Annotated in this window: 17 protein-coding genes; 6 read left to right on the top strand and 11 right to left on the bottom strand. The window is 54.1% G+C overall.

The genetic code is table 11. The features are described 5' to 3' along the window. Positions 1-98 precede the first annotated feature (98 nt). The 5 genes from ACFSX3_RS13725 to ACFSX3_RS13705 all read right to left on the bottom strand — a co-directional run bounded on the left by ACFSX3_RS13725 (position 99) and on the right by ACFSX3_RS13705 (position 6,977). A complete protein-coding gene (locus tag ACFSX3_RS13725) occupies positions 99-1,370 on the bottom strand; it encodes a glycoside hydrolase family 30 protein (protein ID WP_379258679.1) in 1,272 nt (423 codons plus the stop codon). Positions 1,371-1,674: 304 nt separating this feature from the next. Next, positions 1,675-3,678 (bottom strand): beta-galactosidase, encoded by a 2,004-nt coding sequence (locus ACFSX3_RS13720; RefSeq protein WP_209984759.1) that lies wholly within the window; start codon positions 3,676-3,678, stop codon positions 1,675-1,677. A gap of 119 nt (positions 3,679-3,797) precedes the next feature. After that, a complete protein-coding gene (locus ACFSX3_RS13715) occupies positions 3,798-4,622 on the bottom strand; it encodes a carbohydrate ABC transporter permease (RefSeq protein WP_209984762.1) in 825 nt (274 codons plus the stop codon). A gap of 12 nt (positions 4,623-4,634) precedes the next feature. After that, on the bottom strand, positions 4,635-5,525 hold the full coding sequence (locus ACFSX3_RS13710) for a carbohydrate ABC transporter permease (protein ID WP_209984765.1): 891 nt from the start codon (positions 5,523-5,525) through the stop codon (positions 4,635-4,637). Positions 5,526-5,624: 99 nt separating this feature from the next. Next, positions 5,625-6,977 (bottom strand): ABC transporter substrate-binding protein, encoded by a 1,353-nt coding sequence (locus tag ACFSX3_RS13705; RefSeq protein ID WP_209984768.1) that lies wholly within the window; start codon positions 6,975-6,977, stop codon positions 5,625-5,627. A 191-nt stretch (positions 6,978-7,168) separates the two neighbouring features. Here ACFSX3_RS13705 and ACFSX3_RS13700 point away from each other — a divergent pair, with 191 nt between their 5' ends. Next, positions 7,169-8,977 carry a sensor histidine kinase gene (locus tag ACFSX3_RS13700; RefSeq protein ID WP_379255913.1) on the top strand — a complete coding sequence of 603 codons (1,809 nt, stop codon included), beginning with the start codon at positions 7,169-7,171 and terminating at the stop codon, positions 8,975-8,977. 60 nt (positions 8,978-9,037) lie between these two features. Beyond that, on the top strand, positions 9,038-10,627 hold the full coding sequence (locus ACFSX3_RS13695; protein ID WP_379258677.1) for a response regulator: 1,590 nt from the start codon (positions 9,038-9,040) through the stop codon (positions 10,625-10,627). A 760-nt stretch (positions 10,628-11,387) separates the two neighbouring features. Here the strand turns inward: ACFSX3_RS13695 and ACFSX3_RS13690 are convergent. Genes ACFSX3_RS13690 through ACFSX3_RS13675 form a run of 4 tightly spaced genes read right to left on the bottom strand, consistent with a single transcriptional unit; the run spans position 11,388 to position 17,500 of the window. Beyond that, entirely contained in the window at positions 11,388-13,313 is a 1,926-nt protein-coding gene (locus ACFSX3_RS13690; RefSeq protein ID WP_209984778.1) for a DUF2264 domain-containing protein, read from the bottom strand. 13 nt (positions 13,314-13,326) lie between these two features. Beyond that, on the bottom strand, positions 13,327-14,463 hold the full coding sequence (locus ACFSX3_RS13685) for a glycoside hydrolase family 88 protein (protein ID WP_209984781.1): 1,137 nt from the start codon (positions 14,461-14,463) through the stop codon (positions 13,327-13,329). 44 nt (positions 14,464-14,507) lie between these two features. Then, positions 14,508-16,319 carry a heparinase II/III family protein gene (locus ACFSX3_RS13680; RefSeq protein ID WP_209984784.1) on the bottom strand — a complete coding sequence of 604 codons (1,812 nt, stop codon included), beginning with the start codon at positions 16,317-16,319 and terminating at the stop codon, positions 14,508-14,510. Positions 16,320-16,357: 38 nt separating this feature from the next. Further along, positions 16,358-17,500 (bottom strand): DUF2264 domain-containing protein, encoded by a 1,143-nt coding sequence (locus ACFSX3_RS13675; protein WP_209984786.1) that lies wholly within the window; start codon positions 17,498-17,500, stop codon positions 16,358-16,360. A 121-nt stretch (positions 17,501-17,621) separates the two neighbouring features. Here ACFSX3_RS13675 and ACFSX3_RS13670 point away from each other — a divergent pair, with 121 nt between their 5' ends. Continuing rightward, positions 17,622-18,452 carry a helix-turn-helix domain-containing protein gene (locus ACFSX3_RS13670; RefSeq protein WP_339219159.1) on the top strand — a complete coding sequence of 277 codons (831 nt, stop codon included), beginning with the start codon at positions 17,622-17,624 and terminating at the stop codon, positions 18,450-18,452. A 257-nt stretch (positions 18,453-18,709) separates the two neighbouring features. Here ACFSX3_RS13670 and ACFSX3_RS13665 read toward each other — a convergent pair whose 3' ends face one another. Then, positions 18,710-19,483, bottom strand: coding sequence for a response regulator transcription factor (locus ACFSX3_RS13665; RefSeq protein WP_209984791.1), 774 nt, complete (start codon positions 19,481-19,483; stop codon positions 18,710-18,712). Between the two features lie 18 nt (positions 19,484-19,501). Then, positions 19,502-21,298: a cache domain-containing sensor histidine kinase gene (locus ACFSX3_RS13660; protein WP_339219162.1), complete on the bottom strand. Its 1,797-nt coding sequence runs from the start codon at positions 21,296-21,298 to the stop codon at positions 19,502-19,504. 192 nt (positions 21,299-21,490) lie between these two features. Here ACFSX3_RS13660 and ACFSX3_RS13655 point away from each other — a divergent pair, with 192 nt between their 5' ends. From ACFSX3_RS13655 to ACFSX3_RS13645, 3 genes are all read left to right on the top strand, one after another. Further along, positions 21,491-22,834, top strand: a complete 1,344-nt coding sequence (locus ACFSX3_RS13655) for an ABC transporter substrate-binding protein (protein WP_209984793.1) — start codon at positions 21,491-21,493, stop codon at positions 22,832-22,834. Between the two features lie 84 nt (positions 22,835-22,918). Then, complete coding sequence (locus ACFSX3_RS13650) at positions 22,919-23,791, top strand: carbohydrate ABC transporter permease (RefSeq protein WP_209984795.1); 873 nt, start codon at positions 22,919-22,921, stop codon at positions 23,789-23,791. Beyond that, a complete protein-coding gene (locus ACFSX3_RS13645; RefSeq protein WP_209984797.1) occupies positions 23,791-24,621 on the top strand; it encodes a carbohydrate ABC transporter permease in 831 nt (276 codons plus the stop codon). The genes ACFSX3_RS13650 and ACFSX3_RS13645 overlap by 1 nt, the downstream gene beginning before the upstream one ends. Positions 24,622-24,693 lie beyond the last annotated feature (72 nt).

Below are 24,693 nucleotides of genomic sequence, written 5' to 3'. Positions count from 1 at the left end.
GCCAAAAGTATAGCAGGAAATTACGGACGGAACAATTCCAAATCCTATAGGGGTGCACAGCAGATGCCATGGGATGACGGCGGCATGGTGGAGCTATTTTATAACAGGAGTGTATTGAAAGATTCCGCATCCAGCTTCAGCTTGTAATGCGTGCCGTCATTCGAGAGGGTGACCGTCCGCGATTCCTTGAACGGATTGGCAATGACGAGGACCCGTCTGCTCTCCGGCGTCTCGAAGGCGACTGCATTGCCGGTCCATTTGCCCTTGAGGCCGATTCTGCTGGAGCCGGGACCCACGAAATGAGCGAAATGCTTCATGACATAGTACTCGGGATTGTTCACTGCCTTAACGCCGCCCGGGTCTACAGTAATCATAGCGTTCTGTTCCCAACCCCACGTACTGCGCCCCTTCGGCAGCAACACCATATTCCAGTAGATATACGCGTTCACACCGTTAGTGAAATAATGCTGGTACAGGCTGAATATATATTTGGCATAGAACCAGGTGTTCTCCCCGTCTCCGCATTCGTTCTCCGTCTGCATATAACGCAGCTCAGGATAAGCCTGCACCGTACGCTGGATGCCGTATTTGCCCGCCCACTGGTAGCCGACTCCCTTCACATACTTGTAAGCTTCAGGATCACTTAATACGGTATGTGCATAGGCATCGAAGCTGCTGTCCTTCTGCTTCATCCACTCGTCCCAAGGCTCCGGCGCATTGATCGTGCCCAGCCAGATCTCCGTAGCAAGTCCATGCTGTTCAAAAGCCGGCCCCAGATAATCACGGATGAATTCCAGCAATTGCTCGCCGGTCCATACACAGGACGGGAATTTCTGATCGGCCACTACCTCGTTCTGCACATGCACCTGATGAATGGTAATTCCCTCTTCGGCATAAGCCTGGACGAACTTCACGAAGTAGAGCGCATAGGCCTCCAGAATATCCTTCTCCCAGCGCAAGGTGCCGTAATTGTAGGCGCGCGGGAATTTCATCCACGTGGGCGGACTCCAGGGGGAGGCGAATAATTTCAGCTCTGGGTTCAGCTTGAGAGCCTCGCGGATATAGGGGATCAGATACTTGCGGTCCCGCTCGATGGAGAAATACTCCATGGCGTAATCGCCGTCGGTCTCATTCAGGCTGTACCATTCCAGGGCATAGTCGCTGGCCCCGATCGGCAGGCGGCAAATGCTGAACCGTTGATCCCCGTCCGGGTGAAACAGCGAATGAAGCACAGCGCTTCTGTCCCCGTCTGCGAGGAGATTCAGCGCCTCGAACCCCAGCTCATTGAAGCATCCGCCGAACCCTTCGATATTCTGATGTAATTGTCCGGTGAACGCCAGATCCACTGCTTCGGCAGTGGTGGCTTCCAGGGGATGGGATACCCAAGGCTCATTTTCTGTACTCGATATCCATACTTGTCCTGTTCCGTCCACGCTTCTGCCTCCTAATGCTGTAGATGTTTATTATATAAAACACACTTAAGGTTTGGACTGGGAGCTTGGTCGTCACTGCGGTGAACATTTGGCCCTCCGGCCGCTGTTGTGTTTGGATTTCCTGATTAGAACCGCTGTTAGCGGTAGAAATTCAAACACAAAGGCGGACGCTATCGCTCCTACAGTTCCAAATTTCCCCTCCGTTCCTTTTCGCTCTTCATTAAGTTCTCCAGTGTTATGTTTATTTAATAATCATAACGCCCCAAGCATCAAGCGTAAGTTCCTCATCCTGTGCCACCGGATTGCCGGACAGCAGTTCCGTTCCGGCTTCGTACGGATATTTGAAGCTGAGCGGCTGGGCGGAGTAGTTGTAGTAGTAACGGATGGTATGGCCCTGGCGGTTCACACCGGACTTCACGATGAGCGGGAACGACAGCTGCTGGTCTGCTCCCCATAACCCGGCCAGCTGGAAAGTATCGCGCAGGATCTCCGCAAGTGCGGCAGGTCCAGTCATACAACCAATGTAGGTGGCTGTTCCTTCGCCGAAGGTATTACGGGTGACGGCAGCATATTCGCCCCACTGGGGATGATCGTAGCTGGCCAGCACCTCCGCTGAGCCGGGAACAATCATCTCCATCCAGGTGCGGACGGTGTGAACACCTGCTTCGGCTCCCTCAGGGAACAGCTTGCCGGTAAGTCCAGTAACCGCATTCGGCGTGGCAAAATGACTATAAGCAATCCCGCAGGCCTCATGAATAATACCGGGCTGTGCCGTATGACGAACCTTCACCTGTTCATCGGTGAACCCGCTCTTGAAGGAATAAACCACATGGCCGCCGCTGCGAACGTAGTCATTCAATTGCTGGAGCGCCTCATCCGAGACAGCGTATAACGCAGGAACCACAACCAGCTCATACTCGCTGAGGCGCGGGCTGCCCGGCTGGATGAAGTCGCAGGCGATGTTCATTTTATAGAGTTCATCGTACATCCAGCGGACCACATCGTTATAGATCAATCCGCCGGGCAGCTTGAACCATTCGATCGCCGACAGTGCTTCATTGCTGACCATAACAGCCACCTTGCTGGTCTTCTTCAGTCCGATCAACTGGTCGCTTAACCGCTTGAAGTCCGCGCCGATAGTCTGGGCTTCCTGATATACCGGATTCGGCAGGAAGTCATGGCTGAGCAAGCCCTTCCAGTAGGTCTCGAAGGAATTATGAATCGAATGCCAATGCCAGTAGGCGACCATCGAAGCCCCTGAGCCCAGATGGCTGAACGCCAGCTGCCGCAGCTGGCCGGGATATGGCGTCCACTCGGGGAACGCTTGCGCCTGGGTCTCCAGCACGAAGTAGTTATCCTGCTTCAGCGAGCGGATTAGATCTCCACCGAAGGCAATCTCTGCACCTGTGAGCTGGTCCTGGGACGGATGATAAATATCTGTACCGGCAATGTCAAAAGGCTGCGAAGCCGCAAAATGATCCACCGAAGGCTGAACACCGAACGAATAACCCCGCCACTCGAAATCGAAATTATGTGTGGTGAACTGTCCCGGCTGTTTATACTCATTCACTATTCCGACCTGCCACGCCAGGAACTCATTCACCAGCCCACGCTGGAATCGGGCGAATTCCGCCCCCAGGCTGCCGTTGATTGTCCCTACCATGGACGGGAAGTCCTCCCAGCTGTCGATCCGGTTACTCCAGTAATCCAGACCGAACTGGTGGTTGATGGCTTCGAGCGTTCCATAGGTTTCTCTCATGTATTTGACGAAGCTAAGCTGGACGTTCGGTCCGGCTGTCTCATAATGCTTGGTCTCATTATCGATTTGGTAGCCAATTACCGCAGGATGCTTATGTACCACAGCCATCAGCTTGCGGATGATCCGCTCCGCGTAGAACAGATACGCCGGACTCGTGATATCCATAATCTGTCTGGCGCCATATTTGCCTTCCCCGTTCACAGTCACGGCCAGCACCTCCGGGTGCTCCTTGACCATCCAGGCCGGCACCGCATAGGTAGGCGTTCCGACAATGACATGAATTCCAGCCTCATGCATCGCATCCAGCACTCTGCGTACAGAGGAGAAGTCGAATACCCCGTTCTGCGGCTCATGCGTGCTCCAGGTGGACTCGGCAATCCGGACGGTATTAATGCCCGCATCCTTCATCATTTGGATGTCCTGCGTAAGACGGTCATAAGGCATGTATTCATCATAATAAGCAACGCCGTATAACAAGTGATCCATTATAAGCCTCCTAAGAGTTTTGATAGCATATACATCATGAATTTCTTCGCAAAACTGGCTTCGGAAGCATACGCTTAGAGTTTTGATAGCATACGCTTAGAGTTTGGTCCGCTTTAAGATCAGCCTTTTACCGCGCCCGCTGTTACGCCCTTAGTAATCTGTTCGTTGAAGAGAGCGTAGATGACAATGGCCGGGATCGATGTCAGCACCATAACCGCAAATTGTGAGCCGTAGTCTGAGGAATACTGGCCGGCGAAGTTCATGACCGAGAAGGGCAGCGTCTTCAGCGCATCCTTGCTGAGGAAGGTCGATGCCATGATGAATTCATTCCAGCAGTTCAAGAACGTTGTAACGATGACCGTAACCAGTGCAGGCGCGGTAAGCGGTGCAATGATCTGGAAGACAATCCTGTAAATATTCGCGCCGTCTACTACAGCGGACTCTTCCATAGCTTTTGGAATACTCCGCATGAAGCCGGTCAGGATGAAGGTCCCCAGCGGTACAGACACTGCGGTGTAGGGCAGGATCAGCCCGAGATAGGAATCCGTCAAGCCCAGCGCCTTGAAGATGGCAAAGTTAGGCAGGAGAGTCGCATGGATCGGAATCATAATCCCCAGCAGGATAATGGTGAAGAAGATGGGGCGCAGCTTCCACTGCATACGGGTAAAGGCATAGCCCAGCGTAAGGGACAGAATCACCGTCAACAGAATGGTCACTGAGGTAACCAAGACACTGTTAATGAAGTAACGCAGGAATTTGCCGTCCACCCAAGCATTGATATAGTTCTGCCACTGCGGGTCACTTGGCCATTTCAGGACGCTGGAGGAGTAGAACTCATTGCTGCTTAAGAATGAGAAATCAATCAGCCAGATGAGCGGGAACAGCTGGACCAGGGCGACGATCAGGAAGAACACCCATAGTATGGTTTTTGTGCTTTTTGTCATGGTGATTCCTCCTTAGAATTCCGTCGCATCACTGCGGGTCAATTTATTACTGAGATAGGTGGCTAGCAGGCAGACAATGATGAACAGAATCGAGATGGCGTTGGCATAACCATATTGGCTGGCCGAGAACGCCTTGTTATAGAGATACACAGCCAGGAATTGGGTGGAATCGCCGGGACCGCCGTTAGTGGTCAGGAACACGGTTTCCATCTGTTTCAAGGCGGTAATCATAGCCAAAGTAATCTGCACCGTAATAACCGGTGACAGCAGCGGAACGGTAATCCGCCAGTGCAATCGGAAGCCGGAGGCTCCGTCCAGTGAAGCGGCTTCATACAAATCATCGGGAATGCCTTTGAGTCCTGCATAATAGAACAGCAATCCCCAGCCGAAGCCGGCCCAGATCAGGATGAACAGCATGGAGATCAGCGCGGTGCTGCTATCCCCCAGCCAAGCGTGCTTAAGGAAGCCGAGTCCCAGGGAATCGAGCATTTTGTTGAAGGCGCCGAAGGTAGGGTCCAGCAGGGACAACCACATTTTTGAGATAACGACTACAGAAATGACGCATGGGATGAAGAAAATCGTTCTGAACCACTTCTCTGCCTTACCGCCCAGGCGGTCCAGCATTATGGCAAAAAAGATGGCAATCGGATGTTGGATCAGGATAAAGCCCAGACCGAGCAGTACGGCATTTCTAAGTGCCAGCCAGAACCGTGAATCGTGGAACAGCAGCTCCGTATAGTTGGCGAATCCGATGAATGCCGAGGGCGTTCCCGGAGACAGGGTGTCTCGGAACGAGTAATACGCGCTGAGTACAATCGGCACGAGAAAGGTCAGGGAGAACAGGAGAATCCCCGGAAAGACGAATAGAAAGATTGCCATTTTGTTGTTAAATACTTTTTGCATGGAACTCCAACTCCATCCTTAAGATTAGAGAGGGGCAAGAACACTTCCCGCCCCGTCTCCTTTCACTCTCTATAGTGGTGATCTGTTAGTAGTGATCTGTTATTGTGTTTCCGCAGCCTTCTGAAGATCCGCGAGCAGTTGTTCAGGTGTTGATCCGCCGGCGAAGAATTTGCCGAAGGCATTCTGTGCATCATCCTTGAACTTAGGCGTGCCGGAGTCGAGGGCGATAGAACCCGCTGTGCTGGTAGCCCCTGTAAGAACTTCTGTCAGCTGCTTCTGCAGCCCGCTCTCTTTGCCGCTAAGCTCATATTTCTGTGCCGGTACAGCCGCTCCGGTATCCCATACAATCTTGGCCCACTGATCGGCGGACATCATATAGTCGAAGAACTTCTTGGCTTCTTCAGGATGCTTCGAGCTGCTGACCAGCGAGTATCCGCCGCCGTTCCAGGCCAGAAGATCGGTGTCCTTGCCTTTGCCGCCCTCGACAACCGGGAATTTCAGTACATTCACATTGTTCCGGAAGTCTTCCGGCAACTTGTCATTGGTAGCCATACCCGCTTCCCAGGAGCCCATATACCACATGGCTGCACGGCCTTGCGTGAACAGGTTCTGCGAGGCGCCGTAGTCTGCTGTCATGAACGATTCCTGGAACAGCTTGGTGTCTCTGGCTTCTGCCAGCAGCTTAGCCGCAGCTAGGAAGTTCTCATCGCCGGTGAAATTCTTCTTCTTCGCTACCGCATCCAGCATCAGGTTCTGATCACCGGTGAGGCGTACGACAAGATCCTGGAAGAAGGCCGCGAAGCTCCACAGATCCTTCCCGTTCATGGACATCGGCTCAATGCCTTTGGCGCGGAACTGCTTGCCCGCTTCCAGTAACTCGGCGTAGGTAGTCGGAATCTTGATGCCATTGTCATCGAACAGTTTTTTGTTATAATAGATCACTTCATAGTCACTGTTGCGGGGCAAGCCATAGAGCTTGTCGTTGAAGGTGAACGATTTGTACACGCCCGGCAGGAATTTGTAAGTGTCTCCTTCGTATTCCGTTGGGTTCAGCTCTTTCACATAGCCGGCTTGTACCAGCGTATTCAGCTCTGCTCCGCCGTGAACCATCGTGACGTCCAGCGATTCGTTGGAGGCCATGTACGCCTTCAATTTATTTTTGAACGGCTCCTCGGCAAGGGTTTCGATATCGATCTTGACATTGGGATTCGCTTTGATATAGTTGTCGATTACCATTTGCTCTGCCAGACCCTGGCCGGATTTACGGTCGGGCAGGTTCGAGAACAGACGCAGCGTCACTTCCTTGTCCGTAGAGCCGGCTGTGCCGCCGTTCGTGCTGCTGCCTGCATTATTGTTCTTGTCATTACCGCCTCCGCATGCGCTAAGCACTGAGACTGCCGCAAGGGCCGTAACCAGCAGTATATTACGTGTGGACTTTGAATTCATTACCATGTCATTTCCCCCTATTTGTTATTGATCGTGGGTTGCCTTCTTTGTTTCTGAACACATCGTACCAGAGCACCAGAGTCAGGGTCAGTAGAGAAAAAGAGAGTAATGTTGAAAATTGTCGACTTCGATTGTCAGCTCCCTTGTGTATACCCGGCATTGCGCATAAGATAAAAAACAAAAAGGTTAGTGATCCTGTGCTGCGCTACTACTTGAATATGAACCTGCGATACAAGATAACCATACTGATCTTCCTGCTGATTACCGGGGTAGCCTGCACGCTGGGCGCATACTCCTATAACATCTCCAAGCAGCAAATCATTAACAAGGTGAGCAACTCCAACCAGAGTGTGCTCAAGCAGATTGACAGTAATCTCGCCCGTATGCAAAAGACGTTAGCTGACTGGGTCACCGTATTCAGCCTCGCTCCAGTCGTCCAGGATACTCTGAGGAGCAATCCCCCGGATTCGGCGAAGATCGAGAACCAGCTCTATAACGGACCCACCGCGTCGATCATGAACCAGATGCTGGTGACCGGAAGCTTTGACTATCTGGCTCTCTACGGCAGCTTGTCCGAGCCACTGTTTCAGGTTGCTACCGATGACAGCAGCGGTGCGTATAGTTTGAGCAAAATTACCTCAAATGATACTTATAAACAGACCGTTGCCTTAAACGGTGCCTCCTACTGGTTCCCGCTGACGGAAGAGAATAATGTATTCATTCAGAGCAACCGCAATGACAAGCTCGGCATGACCCGGATTATCCGCGATATTGTGAACGGAAACCGGATCGGCTTCGTGTTCGTGGGCATTAATCTGGAGACGATTCGCCGAACCTATCTGACGAATCTGTATGACAAAGATCACGGTATCCTCATTCTGAGTGAGCGGGGCGAACAGCTGCTGTCGGCAGGCAAAGAGACCTATAGCCCCGAAGCTGTAGACTTCGTGATGAAGCAGGCCAAGGCCGGTATTCTGTCCGGCAACACCATCGTCAGCCTGGAGGGCAAGGATACGCTGCTGAACTACAACATCAACGAAGATGGCTGGATCACCCTGTACAGTGTTCCGCTCCGCTCGCTGACTGGGGAGCTTAATTCCATCAAATCGGCAGTGCTCGTGATGGTATTAGCCAGCCTGGTGCTTAGTGTTCCTCTGCTGATGTTATTCTCCTCCTTCCTGACAGCGCCGATCAAGACGCTGCTGCTGTCCATGCGGCGCTTCCAGAACGGGCAGTTCGAGGAGAAGGTGGAGATCAAATATTGGGATGAGATCGGCCAGCTGAGCCGGGGCTACAATAATATGGTCGGCAACATCAAGGCGCTGGTGGACGATGCCTATCTGCTGAAGCTGAAGGAGCAGGAGGCAGAGCTGAAGGCGCTGCAATCGCAGATCAACCCCCATTTTCTCTACAACATGCTCGACACGATCTTCTGGGAAGCGGAGGCGGCAGGACAGGACAAGATCAGCGAGATGGTGATCAACCTCTCCCGGCTCTTCCGGTTAAGTCTCAACCAGGGCAAGAGCTTCACCAGCGTAGCCAAGGAAAAAGAGCTGATTGAGCTGTATCTGTCGCTCCAGAAGATGCGGTTCCAGGAATCTCTCGACTATGTGATAGACATTCCTGAGGAGCTGTACTCCTATGTCATCCTGAAGCTCAGCCTGCAGCCGTTCATTGAGAACGCGCTGATCCACGGCATTGAACGCAAGCGCGGCGGCGGACGGGTAAGCATCAGCGGACAACGCACCGGAGATCAGCTGAGGTTCGTGATTGAGGATAACGGGGGCGGCATGAGCAGTGAGACGCTGCAAAAGATTCTGGCCATGCCTGACGAGACCGATGTGTACACTGCCCGGGATGTCGGCGGCTATGCGGTGCAGAATGTACAGGCACGGCTGAAGCATTTTTATAAAGGTGACTATGCCTTGAACTATACCAGTGTCCCTGGAGAGGGCACGCGTGTGGAGATCGTAGTTCCGGTGATCGTAAATGACATGCAAGAATAAAAGAAGCCGGGGCGAATAAACAATACGAATACAGATCGGAGGGGATGTCCCTTGTATAATATGATTATTGTGGACGATGAGGAGCGGGCGCGGGTAGGCATAAGGACTCTGATTGACTGGCAGTCGCACGGCATCCATATTGCAGGCGAAGCCAGAGACGGCCTGGAGGCCCTTGAACTCCTGGATACCTATGCCGTCGATATCATGCTAACGGATATCCGGATGCCGCAAATGGACGGACTGGAGTTAATCAAGGTTGTCTCCGAGAAATACCCCAGCGTCAAATCGGTCATTATGAGCGGATTCGATGATTTCGCCTATGCCCAGCAAGCCATAAGATGCGGGGTCAGCAACTATCTGCTGAAGCCGAGCCGCCGGCAGGAGATTCTGAGCACTGTTCTGGCCATCACGGAGCAGATTCAATCGGAGAAGCTGGAGATTACTACGCTTGAGCATCTGCGGCAAGGCTTCCGGGAGAGTCTGCCCCTGCTGAAGGAGAAGACGTTAAGCCAGCTCATTCTAACCGAGAGTCCCGCGTATTCCCGGCTGCTGGCTAATCTGAAGATGAACCAGCTGGTTTTTCCCTATCTGCTGTACGGCATCATTCTGCTGCGGATCGACAATTTCCAGCTGCTGCATGAGAAGTATATGCATGAGGATACGGAGCTGCTGAAGTACGGGCTGAAGAATATTTGCGAGGAGTCGCTGCCGGAGGCTGTGCTATGCGTTGCCTTCGAGCATCAGGACGATATTGTGCTAATCCTCAATATGGACGAGCTGCCGGATCAGGAGGAATTAAGCGGTTATATCCGGATTATTCAGGAGAATATCGCCAGCTTCTTGAGGTTCACCGTATCCGCCGGGATCGGAAGTATCGACAAGAATATTGAGCATCTGCGCCACTCCTTCGTGGAGGCCTGCCAGGCCTTGAATACAACCAACTACACCGGCATAGCTAAAATCGTGGAGTACAGCGGAGAATTCGATGCCGAGTCCTCTCAATCCTCCTATCCCCTGCATGAGGAGCAGGAGGTGCTGAAGGCGGTACGCGGCGGTTCTTCGGGAGACATTGCCGATAAGCTGACGCTGTTCAACGTGGCCCTGAAGCCCGAGACGGTGTCCAGGGATCAGGTGATCAAATCGAGCTTCGCGCTGTTCTTCGCCCTGTATAAATTATGTATTGAGAACAACGTCAACGTAAACAAGGTATTCGGGCAGAATCTGACCGAGCTGATCCATGTCCTGTCCCGCTCCAGTCTGGATAACCTGTTCCAGTCGCTGCTGGAGACGGCCCAGCGGGTCAGTGAGCATCTGACGTCCAAAAAAAACAGCAACAAGCTGCTCGAAGCAGCCAAGAGCTATATCGGCGAGCACTTCATGAAGGATATCAACCGCGAGATCGTTGCCAGGGAGATCTATATTACCCCCGGATATTTAAGCCTGCTGTTCAAGCAGCAGCTTAAGATCAGCTTCATCGATTATCTGCATAAGGTCCGCATCGAGCATGCCTGCCAGCTATTCAAAGATCCCGGAATGAGGATCGAGGATATCGCTTTGCAGTCCGGGTATAACGATACGAAATATTTCTATCAGGTGTTCAAAAAGTATAAAGGCGTCACGCCCAATCAGTTCCGCAGCAATACGGAATAATCGGCTAATTACTTATACGCCCCGCCCCACTCTCTGCACCGGAAGCTTCGTATGCGTGCAGGGCTTGTGGCGGTTTTTTTTGAATTGAGGTTTGTTTGGCTTGGGCTTATTGGGGGAGACGATTGGAGAGTGAAATCATACACAGCATTATAGACCAAGGTGCTTGACAGCCAGTGTGTTCGGTTTTTCTGTGAAAATACTTCTGGCACAACCTGCGATAAACGCACGGCCTAAGTGGCGCTCCCGATCCAATTGTGATCGGTTTTTCGATTACATTTGGCCGACGCGGGGCCCCCGGTCCAATTGTGTTCGGTTTTTCGATTACATTTGGCCTACGTGGCACTCCCAGTCCAATTGTGTTCGGTTTTTCGACTACATTCGGCCTACGCTACCCTCCCAGTCCAATTGTGTTCGGTTTTTCGACTACATTCGGCCTACGCTACCCTCCCAGTCCAATTGTGTTCGGTTTTTCGACTACATTCGGCCTACGCTACCCTCCCAGTCCAATTGTGTTCGGTTTTATGTTAAAATTTGTTAAATAGATAAACAGACGACGTTCTGTTTTTAGGCACGCTGCTCATTTTCATGCTGGAGTTGTGCCTTGAAAGACATGTTTGTTTTCGCATACATCCGGCCCATGAGCATAGAAGGCCAGCAGCCTTTCCAACCGGAGAGACTGCTGGCCTTCTTGCATGATGACGCTAAGAAGCCGATGCTGAACTATTAACCAAACTGCTGTGCTATTTACCAGAATGCTGTGCTATTGTACCGGAATGCTGATCTCTGTTCCGCCAGAGGTGAGCACCGTAATTCGCTCTCCAGCGAACTTGACCTTAAGCAAGGCTTCAGGGGTCTGCTCCAAAATCAGACCGGGAGTGCCTCCCCCCTCCGCTGGCAGGTTCGCCGAAGGGTCGCCGTACACAGCCGAGGCCAGCCAATGAACCCCAGGCTCAATGGAGACCGTTAAGGTTGGCAGTACCGTACGGGGACGAAGCAGGTTCGTATTCGCACTCGGCCAGATCAGCTCGGCCTTGGAGTAGCCGATCAGCCCCTTGATGCCGCTCGTTCCCCGTGCTGTAGCTGCCGCTGCGCCGATTCCGCTGAACTGCTGGGCAGGCTCCGCTTCCTGGCCCAGCGCGAACCCGCCCTCGGCGGCATCCAGCGCCCGCCCTGTCTCCAGCCGGTGAATGCGAATATGCCAGGGCAGACCCGCGATTACCCACGTGCGCACCTCAACGTCAGCCCAAGGCTTCCAGACCGACCGCAGGACGTTGTCCGTAATCTCCGATTCCAGATTCCGGCGCCGTACCCGGTAGAGGTTATCTCCTCTTTCGCTTAGCGCAAGCATGGAATCATAGGCTCCCTGTGACAATCCCCATTCTGAGCGGGGAACGCTGAACCCGAAGCCCGTGGAATAGACGAATTTCTCGTATTTGGCCGAGGTATGGGTATGCTCATTGGTGGACAGATGCCCGCTGTTGAAGGCGGCCACATGACCGGAAGCCGCTTCGCGGACCAGAACCAGATGCGGCGGATGCTGCACACTCACACCCGGAAGCTCCGGCAGCGGCAGCTCCGGTTCGCTCCAGAACGGATGCTCCGTGCCAAGAGCGAGCGGCAGGAAGGTCTTCATCGCCCAGTAAGGCGAGCCGGGAGCATTATAATTCTCCGCCATGACCAGATTCGGATACGTGTATCCGATGGTCAGCACACCCGCTGCATCGAAGATGGGCTGGCGGAACCACCAGCGCAGGTTACGCAGGATGATGCCTTTGACCACACCGGCAGGGAAGCCCTCCACCTCTGCATATGCCAGGGCACTCCAGAATGCAGACTGGGCGAACCGGTAGGCCAGACTGCGGCCGTAAGGAAGCGCTGCGCCGTCCGGGGCGAACCAGCCTATGAATTCGGCGGCGAACAGACGGGCGCGTTCTTTGAACAGACGGGAACGCTCCGGGTCTTCCCGTTCCATCAGCTTCGCATACAGCAGCGAATAGTAATGGATGGCGAAGGGCCCATAATAATCACAGTGTCCGTTAACGCCGTCGCTGTACCAGCCTTCTCCCAGATAGAACGCATCCATCCGTGTCAGGTTCTTCTCTAGCTGCACTGCATCATAGGGCCGTCCTACCGTGCGGAAGCCGACATTCACCAGCACATTGAAGAACAGCCAGTTGCAATCGTAGCAGGGACGGGAATTGATCTGGTTCAGCCAGTTGTATAAATGCTCCTGCTCCAGCGGAGCAAGCGGGGACCAGAGATGCTCCGGCACAGCCGCCAGCGCGAAGCCGAAGGCGGCCATCTCGACCAGACGCTGGTCATAGTCCCGTACATCGCCCCAATATTCCTCATGGGCCGGATCGGTGCCGTGCCGGATGCCGTCCAGCACAGTGGCCCATAGCTCACTGTTCCCGCCTCCGGCGAGCAGTGGAATTAGTCCCCAGAGCACCCGGGAGAAGCCCTCCATTCCGGCGGTGGCTGACGGATAGCTCGCTCCCGTAATCCCTATCTCAAGTCTGGCGCTGCCGCTGCTATAGAGCGGCCGAAGCGGCTCTGTCAGCTGCTCAAGGGCAGCCAGCAGGTCGTCCCGAGTCTTCAGCAGATTGCTCTGAATCCCCAGCTTGCCCGTCGCCGGATCGCCTGTCCCGAGATTTCCAATTACCGGAGTCAACTTGTTGTTCGTCATTATCATACTCCTCCTACTCCCAATAGAACGGGCCTGCTCCCTTGATCCGGGCCAGTGCCTCAACATAGAAGAAATCGCCATAGATCAGCGGCACATCGATGTTCCGGTCCTCAGGATAGTTGCTGGTGCCGTGAAGCAGCAGGCCTTGTTCGCCGGGATTGTCCCAAGTTCCGTAATTGCGGTAGAGAGATTCCGTAATTCTAAGCGCCCCGTTCCGGTAAACATGAGCCTCTGATTCTTCCACCAGCCCGGCCAGCAGCAGCAGACCGCTCGCTGCGCAGGAACCGGCTGAGGTATCGCGGATCTCGCCAACATCGCCGGGAGCGCGGAAATCCCAATGCGGCACCTGATCCTCCGGCAGCCGGGTCAGGAAGAAATGCGCAACCTGCTTGGACGCATGCAGGTAGCTAAGCTTGCCCGTATGGTGATAGGCCAGCGCCAGCCCGTATAGTGCCCAAGCCGCGCCGCGCGACCAGGCCGATTCCGGCGCATAGCCCTGTCCGCCCAGCTTCTCTACCACTTCGCCCGTCTCCGGGTTGAAGTTGACAATATGATAGACGGAGCCGTCCGGCCGGATGAAATGCTCCAGCACCGTATCCATATGTGCCTCCGCGATATGCCGGTAACGCGGGTCTCCGGTGACTTCGGAGGCCCAGAACAGCAGGCTGGTGTTCATGCTGCAGTCAATAATGGCAACCCCGCTGTTGTCCTCGCCTTCTCTCCAGGGGTTCCAGGCCCGGATGTATCTGCCCTTCAGGTTGAAGCGGGCGGCCAGATAGTTGGCGGCCTTCAGCCCGCGGACCCGTGATTCTTCACTGCCCGTCAGCTTGTAATTGGCAACGCTGGTCAGCAGCCACATGAAGCCAAGGTCATGGTCCAGCTTCAAATAGCCGTCCAGCACCTCATCCAGCCGCTCCTCGCAGCGCTCGGCTACCGTCTTCAAGCTCTCATCGCCGCTCCCGGCATAGAGCTGCCAGAGCAGGCCCGGCCAGAAGCCGGCGGTCCACCAGCTTGGCACCTCCAGGACATACTTGCCGCCTTGACTGGCATGCGGGAATTCGGCCCCGATGCTGATACTGTTCGTTCTCGTCTTCTCCAGCGCCTTGCTCCAGGCCTCATATACCCACGTCTGATCTATGGTTCTGCTCATTTGAATCCCGCCTTTGTGTGAATAATGTACCCGTGCCGTGCGTCTTACATAAATTCAAAAGTAAACACCAATACGCCCTCTGCTCCGGGCTGGAGAACCTGGAAGTCCAGGCTATGCCACACTGTGTCCTGGCCATAGTGGTCCTGGTACACATGTGCGGTAATCTCCGGCCGGACGATCTGCGGATCGTAGGTTACCTGGACGCCATGTCCATCAGCGCCCGGTAGCAGTACTTGCCGTGGACCGGTCAACTCCGGTCTGCGCCACGTTACGAAGCGTTCCGTCCAGCTTGCCGGGGTTCCGTCATAGCGATAGGTGTCGGTCAGCTCAAGACGGGGCAGCTCCTCCTTATGCCAGACCAGCGAACGGACCAGGGATTGCAGTCCGGCTACCGGGTACGCCCGGGCCAGCTCCAGCGTCAGCTCATCCTTCACCGCCGCTGCTGATGCATGCAGCACTGTAGTCTGGAACTCCCGTCCTGCCCCCTGGTACTGGCCGTCAATAATCGGCACGCTGTGGCCCTGCGACCCGTTGCAGTCATAGCCGTAACGGCCGGTCCCGAAATAGTCCGCCGTGTACTCTCCGCTGCCCAGATCGGCCGCAAAAATCTCCCCCCGGCCGCTCAGAATAAATTGGCCCAGGTCATTATGGTTATGCGGCTCGTCGTTGTGGCCGCCCTTGGCCGCGAAGCCGAAGGCACCCGCAGCAGAGACATGACGCGATACGAGCCAAGCGGCATCGGGCAGATAGCTGCTGCCAGCCTCCCAGGACTGGTTCTCCTTCCCGGCTCTTGTCCAGATCAGATTGCGCAGCGCCGGTGCGAAGCGGCTGCAGTGATCCTCCGTGAACGGGGCACGCAGTGCAGACGGCGGGCGCAGGACATCCGGATAGACATCCGCCAGATAATGGGAGAGTCCCATATGCACCCGCACGCGGGGTACTGAATCGGAGAAATTGGCGACATAGCTGCCATCAATGAAGCATTGCTGCTGGAAGCGGGCGATCTGTGCCACCTTCTCCTGCTTGAACCAGTCCAGCCTGCCTCCGCTTCTTGCACGGAGCAGATCGCTGTAATAAGTGAAATAACCAAACCCGTAATTCCAGTAGCCCAGCCCCTCCTGGCAGGCCCCGTCTTCCCCAAATCCATGCAAATAATAATTCATACTGCTCTCTGTCTTCAGGAGGATCTCCGCCAGCATATCCTTATCCTTCACTAGCAGTAGTGCAGCCGCACCCACAGAACCCGCACAGACCGCCGCCCAATTGTGAGTCGAGGTCTCCCAGAAATATGGGCCATGCGCCAGGAACGGCCGGAAAATTCTACGCTCCACCTCACTCCGTATCCGGGAGCGGAGCAGCAGCGGGAGACGCTCCCCGAGCAGCAGCAAACACTCGCTTAAGGTAAAGCCTGTCTCGGAGGAGAACAGATCGATATGCCGGTTGATCTCAGCAACATCATGCTTCTCTGGAAGATGGGCGGGAACACACCACGTGTACTCATCGCAGATCGCCCATAGAATATCTGCAAGCTTCTCCAGAGCTGCTGCGTTCTCCGGCTCCAGCAGACTAAGGAACACATACGTATTCAGCCTTCTTCTCCGTTCAAAATAAGGCCGCTCATACTCCAGTCTCGACCCCGTCTGCCGGAAAAGGGTAAACAAACTATACGTCAGCAGCGGTATAGGCTGCCCTTCCAGCCGCTGTGCTTCTGCACGAATCTCACTAACACTGGCCTGCAAGACTTCAGAAGATGCCGCCTTACTCCAAAAAGCTGCCGAATCCCCTTGCGGATAATATAAGCTGAGATCTGCCGGCTTCATGTTCTCTACGATTGCCTTAAGTTCCTGTACGTTCATGCCTGAGCTTCCTCTCCTGTTCAGTCTGGCTGTATCCCTTATTCCAAAGCATGGTCCCGCATCACATTCTCGCCGTCTGCGATTCTCCGTGCCGTCCATTTCATGTCCTCTCCCGACCAGAAGGGATCAGCAGGAGGCAAGCCCAGCGGCAGGAAGACAGCAGCGCACAGATACAAACTGCCCGTATTAATGTAGCTCTCGGCCAGTTCCGGCTGATAACCGTAGATGCCCGGACGGAGCCAGCCGTTCTCATCCAGTGTGCCCGGATATTCCATGATCCGGCGGATCACGGCGGTCAAAGCGCAGCGCACCTGTGCCGGAGGCAGCGAGTCTTCGAGAAAATGCTGGAGCGCCGCCTGCGACAGCAGCTGAAATGCCCCGAACCGGTAGACAATCGAACGCCCGAGGAACGGATATGTTCCGTCCGGGGCGATGCTGCGCTCCAGCACGGAGGCATATCTCTGCGCCCGCTGCAGGACCAAGGGTCTAAGCCGGGCATACTCCTCATTCTCTTGTTCGAAAAGGGTAACAACATCCACCAGCATCGGCTGAATCACGAAGCTGTTGTAATAATCCCAGTGGAAGTCCTTCCCGTCCCCGTAGACTCCGTCACCCTTGTACCAGTCCATGAACATGTGGACTGCGTAACCGACCCGCATCCGGTCATACTCCGGGTCCTCCAGCAGGTATAAGGCTGCTTCCACCATCGCACTGAACAGCAGCCAGTTGCTGCCGCTGGGAGCGGTCCGCCGCGTCTGCTTAAGTGCTACAATCAGATTGCCTTTGACCCGTGCGTCCAGTCTGGATGTAACCGCCTTCGGTGCACGCACCAGAGCATGAGCCAGAAATGCCGCATCGACCAATGGCTGGCCTTCGGTCTTGAATTCCATATAGTCAGGCGACTGCGGATCGACCGCCGCATCGATCGCTCCCAGCATCAGCCCGGCATAACGGGCTCTTAAGCGCTCTTCTTCACCCTCAAGCCCCTGAAGCTCCAGCCAGGGAGCCATTCCGCAAGCCAGCCTTGCAAAAGCTTCCAGATGCGCAAACTGGCTGCGCTCGCTATGAAACTCCGCAGGTAACTGTTCTTTCAGTTTCCGTGCGGCGAGCGCCTCCAGGACCGGTGTTCCAATCCGCAGCATCGTATCCAGCCAGTATTTACGCTGTTCTATCCCACTCATCCACGATTCCACCCTCTCAGGTATTCTTCTTCTCTAGTGTATTGTGGTATTATTGCAATGTCTTTGCGAATAATGATGATTTATTGCGTATGTTGTGATCAACATGAAAGGGGCTGTGACGATGAAGCATGCCCGGTATTATGAAACGTTCGACGGCGATATTCTGGCCGGTATCGGCAATTCTCCGATCTCGCCGACGAGGGATTTCCATATCCATGACCACTATGAAATCTTCCTGTTCCTGGGCGGCAGCGTGAACGGCTTCGTGGACCAGTATAGCTATCCGCTGGAGCGCGGCGACGTCCTGTTATTCAACAATCATGAGATTCATAAAATCATCAACCGCTCCCCAGAGCCTTATGAGCGGCTGACCATTCATTTCAAGGCACCGCTGGTCTATCCATTCTGTACGGCGACCACGAATCTGCTGGCCTGCTTCCAGAACCGCCAGCCCGGGGAGAATAACCTGGCCCGGATGGAGGAGCCGCTGCTCTTGGAGTATACCGCCCTCTCCTCCCGGCTGATTGCAGCCCTGGAGCGCAAGCAGTACGGCAGCGAGGTGCTGGCCCTGACGTATCTGATTCAGATTCTGGTGCTGATCAACGAGTTGTACAGCCGCACCCGTGCCGCCGTGCCCAGTATGATCTCCTCCCATATTCAATCTGCGATGAGCTACATCGACAACCACCTGCACCTGAATCTGTCGCTGGCGCATATCGCCGGGGAGCTGAATCTGGACAAATATTATCTCAGCCATCTGTTCAAGCAGCAGACCGGGGGAACCGTCTACCGTTATGTCCTGCTTAAAAAGATCGCGTTATCCAAACAGCTTCTGTCTGCCGGCAACTCCGTGTCCGATACCTGCTACCTGTCCGGCTTCAATGATTATGCCAATTTCATCCGCACCTTCAAGAACATCACGGGCATCCCGCCGGGAAAATACGGAAAATAAAGACGGCACCGCCTATCCGCAGCGCTGCCGTCTATGCGTAAGAATTACTGATTTTGTTGTTGCGGGATTAGCCGTGACTCCAGAGAAGTTTTGGACTTCCGGCCGCTGTTGTATTAGGATTTCCTGATTTGAACCGCTCTTCGCGGTAGAAATCCTAATACAAAGGCGGTCGCTATCGCTCCTCCAGTTCCAAAATTCCCCTCCGCCACTTTTCCCTTAACTCAAATTTTTAAAATCGATCTTTATACCGGCTGCCGCTACCGCTCCCCTCCCTTATACTCTGTAGGACTTACGCCCGTATACTCCTTGAATACCTTTGAGAAATAGTGCTGATCTCCGAAGGACAGCACCTCCGACAGCTCCTTCACCTTCAGCTCCGGCCTGAGCGTGATCAGCCGGCAGGCTTCGGCTATCTTCAGCCGCATACTGTAATGCACGAAGGTCTGGTGCGAATATTTCTTGAAGATCCTGCTCACATAGGAGGGACTTACATGAAACTTAAGCGCCACATCGGTGATGGAGAGCTGGGAGTACCTATGCTGCTGTAAGTACTGCTCGAGCTGCCCGAACAGCTCCTCGCCGCTCTTCTTCCGCTGCCGGAGCTCGGCAATGCCATCCGGCAGCTCCTTGGCAGTGCTTTGCTGCTCCTCCTGCTGCTCCTCCAGATGAGCGACCAGCCGCTGCATCACTTCGGCAAGCTGCTGCCGCTCCACCGGCTTCAGCAGATAATCGAATACCTGCAGATTCAGCGCTTTGCGCGTATACTCAAAGTCGCTGTAGCCGCTGATCAGCACCGCCTTAAGAGCCGGATTCACTAGCCTGCACTCCCCGATCAGCGCCAGCCCGTCCAGCTTAGGCATGCGGATATCGGTCAGCAGGATATCCACCGGGTTAGCCTTGATGTATTCCAGGGCATCCAGCCCGTTCGAGGCGGTAGCGGCGATGCGGACAGGCAGCTCCATGGACTGCATAAGAGCTTCGATATTCCGCAGAATCGGCTTGCTGTCCTCGGCAATGATAGCGGTATACATAGCGGTCCCTCCCCGGTTCTAGTAGAAGTCTTTACTCATAGATGCGATAATCTGGACCGTAGCCCCCTTTTCCCCGTCCAAGTGGTTGTAGATGTTGAAGAACAGCCGGTTCCTGTACATCAGCTTCAGCCGGTTCACCGTATTCACAATCCCCATATTGCCAATTCCTGAGGTATCATGCCGAAGCTCATTGACCCCGGAATCCGAGTCCTCAATATTGTCCAGAATCTCCCTGATCCTGCCCGGCGCGAAGCCTTCCCCGTTATCCCTGATTTCGATGGCCCACAGGCCGTTATATACCTTCACCCGCACCTCAATCCGCCAAGGAGGGTCCGTATTCTTAAAAGCATGCTCGATACAATTCTCCACGAATGGCTGAATCACCAGCCGGGGCAGCTCAATCTGCTCAAGCCCCCCGTACCCGTCAATCTCCCACTCCAGGTCATCCTCGAAATTATGCTGAATCAGGGACAAATAATGCTGCGTATGCTTCAGCTCCTCCGTCAACGCCACATGCTGATAAGGAGAGGACACAATATAGCGCAGACTGTCCGAGAGATGCTTGCACATTTCGGTCACCACGCTATTCTTCCCTTCCTGGGCGGCAATGCTGATCAGATACAGGACATTGTGGATAAAATGGGGCGCGATCTGGGCCTGTAAGGCGGAATTCCGCGATTTCACTTCTTCGTGCAGCGCAAGCTTTTCCCGTTCGATAGATTCCTGTAACCGTTCCAGCAGCTCCTGAAAAGCGCTATTCAGTTGAATCAGCTCATTGTTGTGGGTACGCGGGCCCGCCTTCATATTCAGGTTGCTGTAGTTCATCCGCAGAATCTGGCTGCGCAGCTTGCGGATCGGAAGCAGCAGGTTCCGGGTCGAGAAGTAGATGAAGATGAACGAGAACAGAATCAGCGCTGTGATCAGCAGAATAGAGATGTATTTCACCGAATTGACCGGGCCCAGCACCACACTCCTGGGATTAACCACAAAGGTAGTCCAGCCCGTCTCGGCAGAGCGGTGGTAAGCCACATAGTTCTGGCCGCTGCTCAGATAGATTCCGTTAGCTGCTGCAGATTCAGAGGGAGACGCTGCGAATTCCGGGACCTTCTCCCCTTCACGTAGTGCCGGAGAGCTGGAGACCAGCCGCTGCTCCTGATCCATAATATAGACCTTGCCGCCCGCCAGGCCCGCAGCAGATCTGTTCAAGTACCGCTGGTCCAGCTGCACCGCCAGATAGCCGAACACCTGACCATTCTGGTTCCTGATCGCCCGCACAAAAGATAGGGTATCCGCCCCCTGCCGGTACAGCGCGTAACCGCTTGCATTCCAGGTCGGCAGCTTGCTGCTCTCTTCCAGAAACGGCCTTAGCGACGCCGGGCTATCCGCGTATCCGATATAAGAGGCAACCCGCTCCCCTGTCAGATCATAGATCATCATATCCTCAATGTTCAGACTCGGCCCCAGTGCCTGGAACATGATGTCTTTAAGCCTGCGGCTTCGGGTCAGCCCTTCAAGGGTAAGCTGTGAATAATCACTGGCAGACAGGAGCGTGAACACCTCTTTGTTCGACAGAATCCGCTGAGAGAGCTGGTTCTGGTTATTGATATAGAGGTTCAGCTGATCGCTGACCTGGACAGCCGCCAGCTTCATTTCGTTCTCTGTCTTGTCCTTGAGCGGCTGGATCACCATATAATTCACATAGACCAGGAAGCAGCCCAGCACAATCAGCAGGAGCACCATGAAGGTGAAGAAGAACTTCGTTTGCAGACTGGCCTGAACCCTGCCTCCGCGCAATTTCTGAACAATAGTCGCCAAGCCCGAGCCCTCCTTGAACCTTATGATGCTCTACTTTACAACCAAACCGGCAAATCGACAAGCACCCCTACGAGTTCAGAATATTACACAGAAAGTGTCAAGTACAAACATGTACCTTGCGCGGTACTCATTCTATAATCAAAAATGTAAACGGATTCAATCCACAGAAAATTTCACTACGGGGGCGATCACATGAGTACGCAGATGAAGAAAATCGCAACAGGCCTGCTTGCTGGAATCATGACCTTATCGCTGGCGGCATGCGGGTCTGACAATTCAGGCTCCGGCAATGCTTCGGCTACCAACAGCGGCGGAAACGGAAACAGCGGCAGTGGCAGCAGCAGCGGCAAAAAGGTAACCATCGAGCTGGCCATCTCCAAAAGCTCGCAGGATTCGGCGTTCGTGGCCCAGGATGTGCTGGATGAGTTCGAACAGAAAACCAATATCAAAGTGAATCTGCAGCTGCTTCCGGCAGAGCAGACCGCCACCGTACTTCAGACCAAGCTGGCCGTTGACGAGGTGCCTGACCTGATTCAATACAATCTAGCGAGTGCGACAACAGACCTTAACCTGGAGCGCAATTTCGAGATTCTGGATAACGAGCCTTGGGTGAGCCGGCTGCTGAATAAGGATGTGCTCTCGGCTTACGATCATGTCTACAGCTTCCATTACAGCCAGGATACAGGGATGCAGGGAGTCGTCTATAACAAGGATATATTCGCAGACCTGGGTCTTGCCATACCGAAGAATTATGAGGAATTCCTGGCTGTCTGCGAGAAAATCAAGGCCAGCGGCATCACGCCGGTCTTCATGCCGTTCAAGGATAACTGGGCGGCGAATATCTGGCCGGCTGCCGCTTTTGCCGACTGGGCGGCCAAGAACGAACCTTCCCTGTTCGAGGACATTAATGCCGGCCGCAAAAAGTGGTCCGATGTTCCCGAGTTCGCCACCTTCCTGGACCAGCAGTATGAGGTCTACAAGAAAGGCTACACCAACACTGACATCCTCAGCGACAGCTACGATATGGCCGTGGGCAAATTCCTGAAAAAGGAAACTGCCATGATGTTCATGGGAGACTGGCTGATCGTGAATGTGGCCGAGAAAGATCCGAATGTGCATCTGGGCCTGTTCGCCATCCCTTCCTCTGAAGATGCAAGTCTGGGCGCAAGCCCGCTGGGCGGCCAGTTGTTCATTCCGAAGAAAGCCAAGCATATGGATGAAGCGAAGAAATTCCTGGAGTTCCTCGCCACCAAAGAAGTTGCACAGAAAATGGTTGACAGCCAAGGTTCCGTCTCCAACTTCAGCGATGTCACTACGCCGAAGCTTCCCGATTACAAGCAGGAAATTGTCGATCAATATATCACACCGAAGAAGACTACGCTGACTACCGATGCTTACATGATCGTGGACCGCAGCGAGCTGTACCGTCTGCTTCAGGATGAGTTCGCCGGCGGTCTGGACGCTGCTGGCGTACTCAAGGCCTGGGATGAGAAATTCAGCCAGCTGATGAAGGACAAAGGCGTAGAGGGCTTTTAATTAGAGCGGATAACCATTACAACAGGCAGAATAAAGTCCGTCCGGGGCTTTATTCTGTTCCTGGCTATAGAGGAGTGTGAAGAGATGAAAGTATCCAAGAGACTATACTCGTATTACCTGATCTGGCCTGCGCTGTTGATCTATTCTGTGTTTTTCGTGCTGCCTGCGCTAACCGGACTCTTCTATTCCTTCACCGACTGGCGGCTGGACCGGGAAGCAGTCAAGTTCATCGGCTGGGACAATTTTGAACGGATTTTCACAGATAGAACACTACTACTTGCTATGAAAAATACAGCGATCTTCGCCATCGTTACCGTGCTCGGCAAAAATCTGCTCGGCATCGTGCTTGCGGTCGGCTTGAACATGAAGCTAAAATCCAAAAATCTGCTGCGGGCTATTTTTTACTCTCCGTCGATCCTAAGCGTTTTGGTTATTAGCATTGTGTTCACGCCCATGCTGCGCTCCGACGGAACGATTAACCGTATCTTCGAAGCTGTGGGGCTGCCTTCGCTGAGCCAGGCCTGGCTGACCAATCCGGCTATCGTCATCTGGACCGTAGCCTTCGTGTCCATCTGGCAGCATACCGGCTTCCAAATGGCGATCTACCTGGCCGGACTCCAGTCGATCTCCAAAGAATATTATGAAGCCGCCACCATTGACGGCGCCGGTTCCTGGCGCAGCTTCCGCAGTATCACGATTCCGCTGCTGCTCCCTGCGATCAACATCAATCTGATGCTTACCTTGATCGGCGGCCTCAAGGTGTTCTCCGAGGTATTCGTCCTCACAGGCGGGGGACCCGGCAACGCCTCCCAGGTGGTCGGTACGATCATCCTGCGCTCGTTCGGAGAGGGAAGCTGGGGGCTGGGCACAGCCGTCAACACCCTGCTGTTCGCTGCCGTAACCATCATCGCCATTCCCCTGCTGATCTTCATGCGGCGTAAGGAGGTATCGGAATAATGAGCTTTTCACGTAAAATGGCCTGGCGCAACTATGTGGTTGAAGGCCTACTGATCCTGGCCTCCCTGCTGATTATCCTGCCGCTGCTGATTATGATGTTCGGAAGCTTCATGACAAGCGCCGAGGTGCTGAAGTTCTCCTTGCGGCTCCCGGAGAAGTGGAACTTCTCCAACTATACAACGGTCTTCCGTGAAGGGGGACTGGGACGCGCGTTCCTGAACGGGATGCTGATTACCGGCGTCTCTTCTATTCTGAATATCTTCACCTCGTCGGCGGCCTCCTTCATTCTGGTGCGCCGGGAGACCAAATGGTCGAATTTCCTGTACATGTTCTTCTTCATGGGCTTGATCGCGCCGATGTCCACGATTACCACGATCCGTGTCGTACAGTGGATGGGCTTCTACGGCAGCATCACCAGTGTTATTCTGATCTACGCCTCGCTCAACACGGCGTTCAGCGTGTTCCTGTACAGCGGATTCATCCGCTCCATTCCGAAGGCGCTGGATGAGGTTGCTTTTCTGGAGGGCGCAAATACGTTCGATGTGTTCTTCAAGATCGTCACCCCGCTGATCGTCCCGGTGAACGCCACCGTAGCGATTATGGTCTTCATGTCCGTCTGGAACGATATCACCATTCCGCTCTATTTCCTGACCGACAGCTCGGACTGGACGATGCCGCTCTCGGTATACAATTTCTACGGTAAGTATAGCCGGGACTGGAACCTGATCTTCGCGGATCTGGTATTAACCTCCCTTCCCGTGCTGATCCTGTATATATTCTGCCAGAAGTACATTGTTAGCGGACTTACTGCGGGTGCGGTGAAGGGGTAACCTCTGCCCTTTTTGTGGCTTTCTTGGACGAATGGATTATTCGGGCCGGAGCATCAAGACATAACATACAGC

Origin of the sequence: Paenibacillus rhizoplanae (assembly GCF_042684125.1) — a bacterium.
Lineage (GTDB): Bacteria > Bacillota > Bacilli > Paenibacillales > Paenibacillaceae > Paenibacillus_AQ > Paenibacillus_AQ rhizoplanae.
This window is presented reverse-complemented; position numbering and strand designations above follow the sequence as displayed.

Coding starts and splice junctions, on each gene's coding strand:
- ACFSX3_RS13720 (WP_209984759.1), bottom strand. CDS start 3,678: ATGGATCACTTGTTATACGGCGTTGCTTATTATGATGAATACATGCCT.
- ACFSX3_RS13715 (WP_209984762.1), bottom strand. CDS start 4,622: ATGACAAAAAGCACAAAAACCATACTATGGGTGTTCTTCCTGATCGTC.
- ACFSX3_RS13710 (WP_209984765.1), bottom strand. CDS start 5,525: ATGCAAAAAGTATTTAACAACAAAATGGCAATCTTTCTATTCGTCTTT.
- ACFSX3_RS13705 (WP_209984768.1), bottom strand. CDS start 6,977: ATGGTAATGAATTCAAAGTCCACACGTAATATACTGCTGGTTACGGCC.
- ACFSX3_RS13695 (WP_379258677.1), top strand. CDS start 9,038: ATGATTATTGTGGACGATGAGGAGCGGGCGCGGGTAGGCATAAGGACT.
- ACFSX3_RS13690 (WP_209984778.1), bottom strand. CDS start 13,313: ATGACGAACAACAAGTTGACTCCGGTAATTGGAAATCTCGGGACAGGC.
- ACFSX3_RS13685 (WP_209984781.1), bottom strand. CDS start 14,463: ATGAGCAGAACCATAGATCAGACGTGGGTATATGAGGCCTGGAGCAAG.
- ACFSX3_RS13680 (WP_209984784.1), bottom strand. CDS start 16,319: ATGAACGTACAGGAACTTAAGGCAATCGTAGAGAACATGAAGCCGGCA.
- ACFSX3_RS13675 (WP_209984786.1), bottom strand. CDS start 17,500: ATGAGTGGGATAGAACAGCGTAAATACTGGCTGGATACGATGCTGCGG.
- ACFSX3_RS13670 (WP_339219159.1), top strand. CDS start 17,622: ATGAAGCATGCCCGGTATTATGAAACGTTCGACGGCGATATTCTGGCC.
- ACFSX3_RS13665 (WP_209984791.1), bottom strand. CDS start 19,483: ATGTATACCGCTATCATTGCCGAGGACAGCAAGCCGATTCTGCGGAAT.
- ACFSX3_RS13655 (WP_209984793.1), top strand. CDS start 21,491: ATGAGTACGCAGATGAAGAAAATCGCAACAGGCCTGCTTGCTGGAATC.
- ACFSX3_RS13650 (WP_209984795.1), top strand. CDS start 22,919: ATGAAAGTATCCAAGAGACTATACTCGTATTACCTGATCTGGCCTGCG.
- ACFSX3_RS13645 (WP_209984797.1), top strand. CDS start 23,791: ATGAGCTTTTCACGTAAAATGGCCTGGCGCAACTATGTGGTTGAAGGC.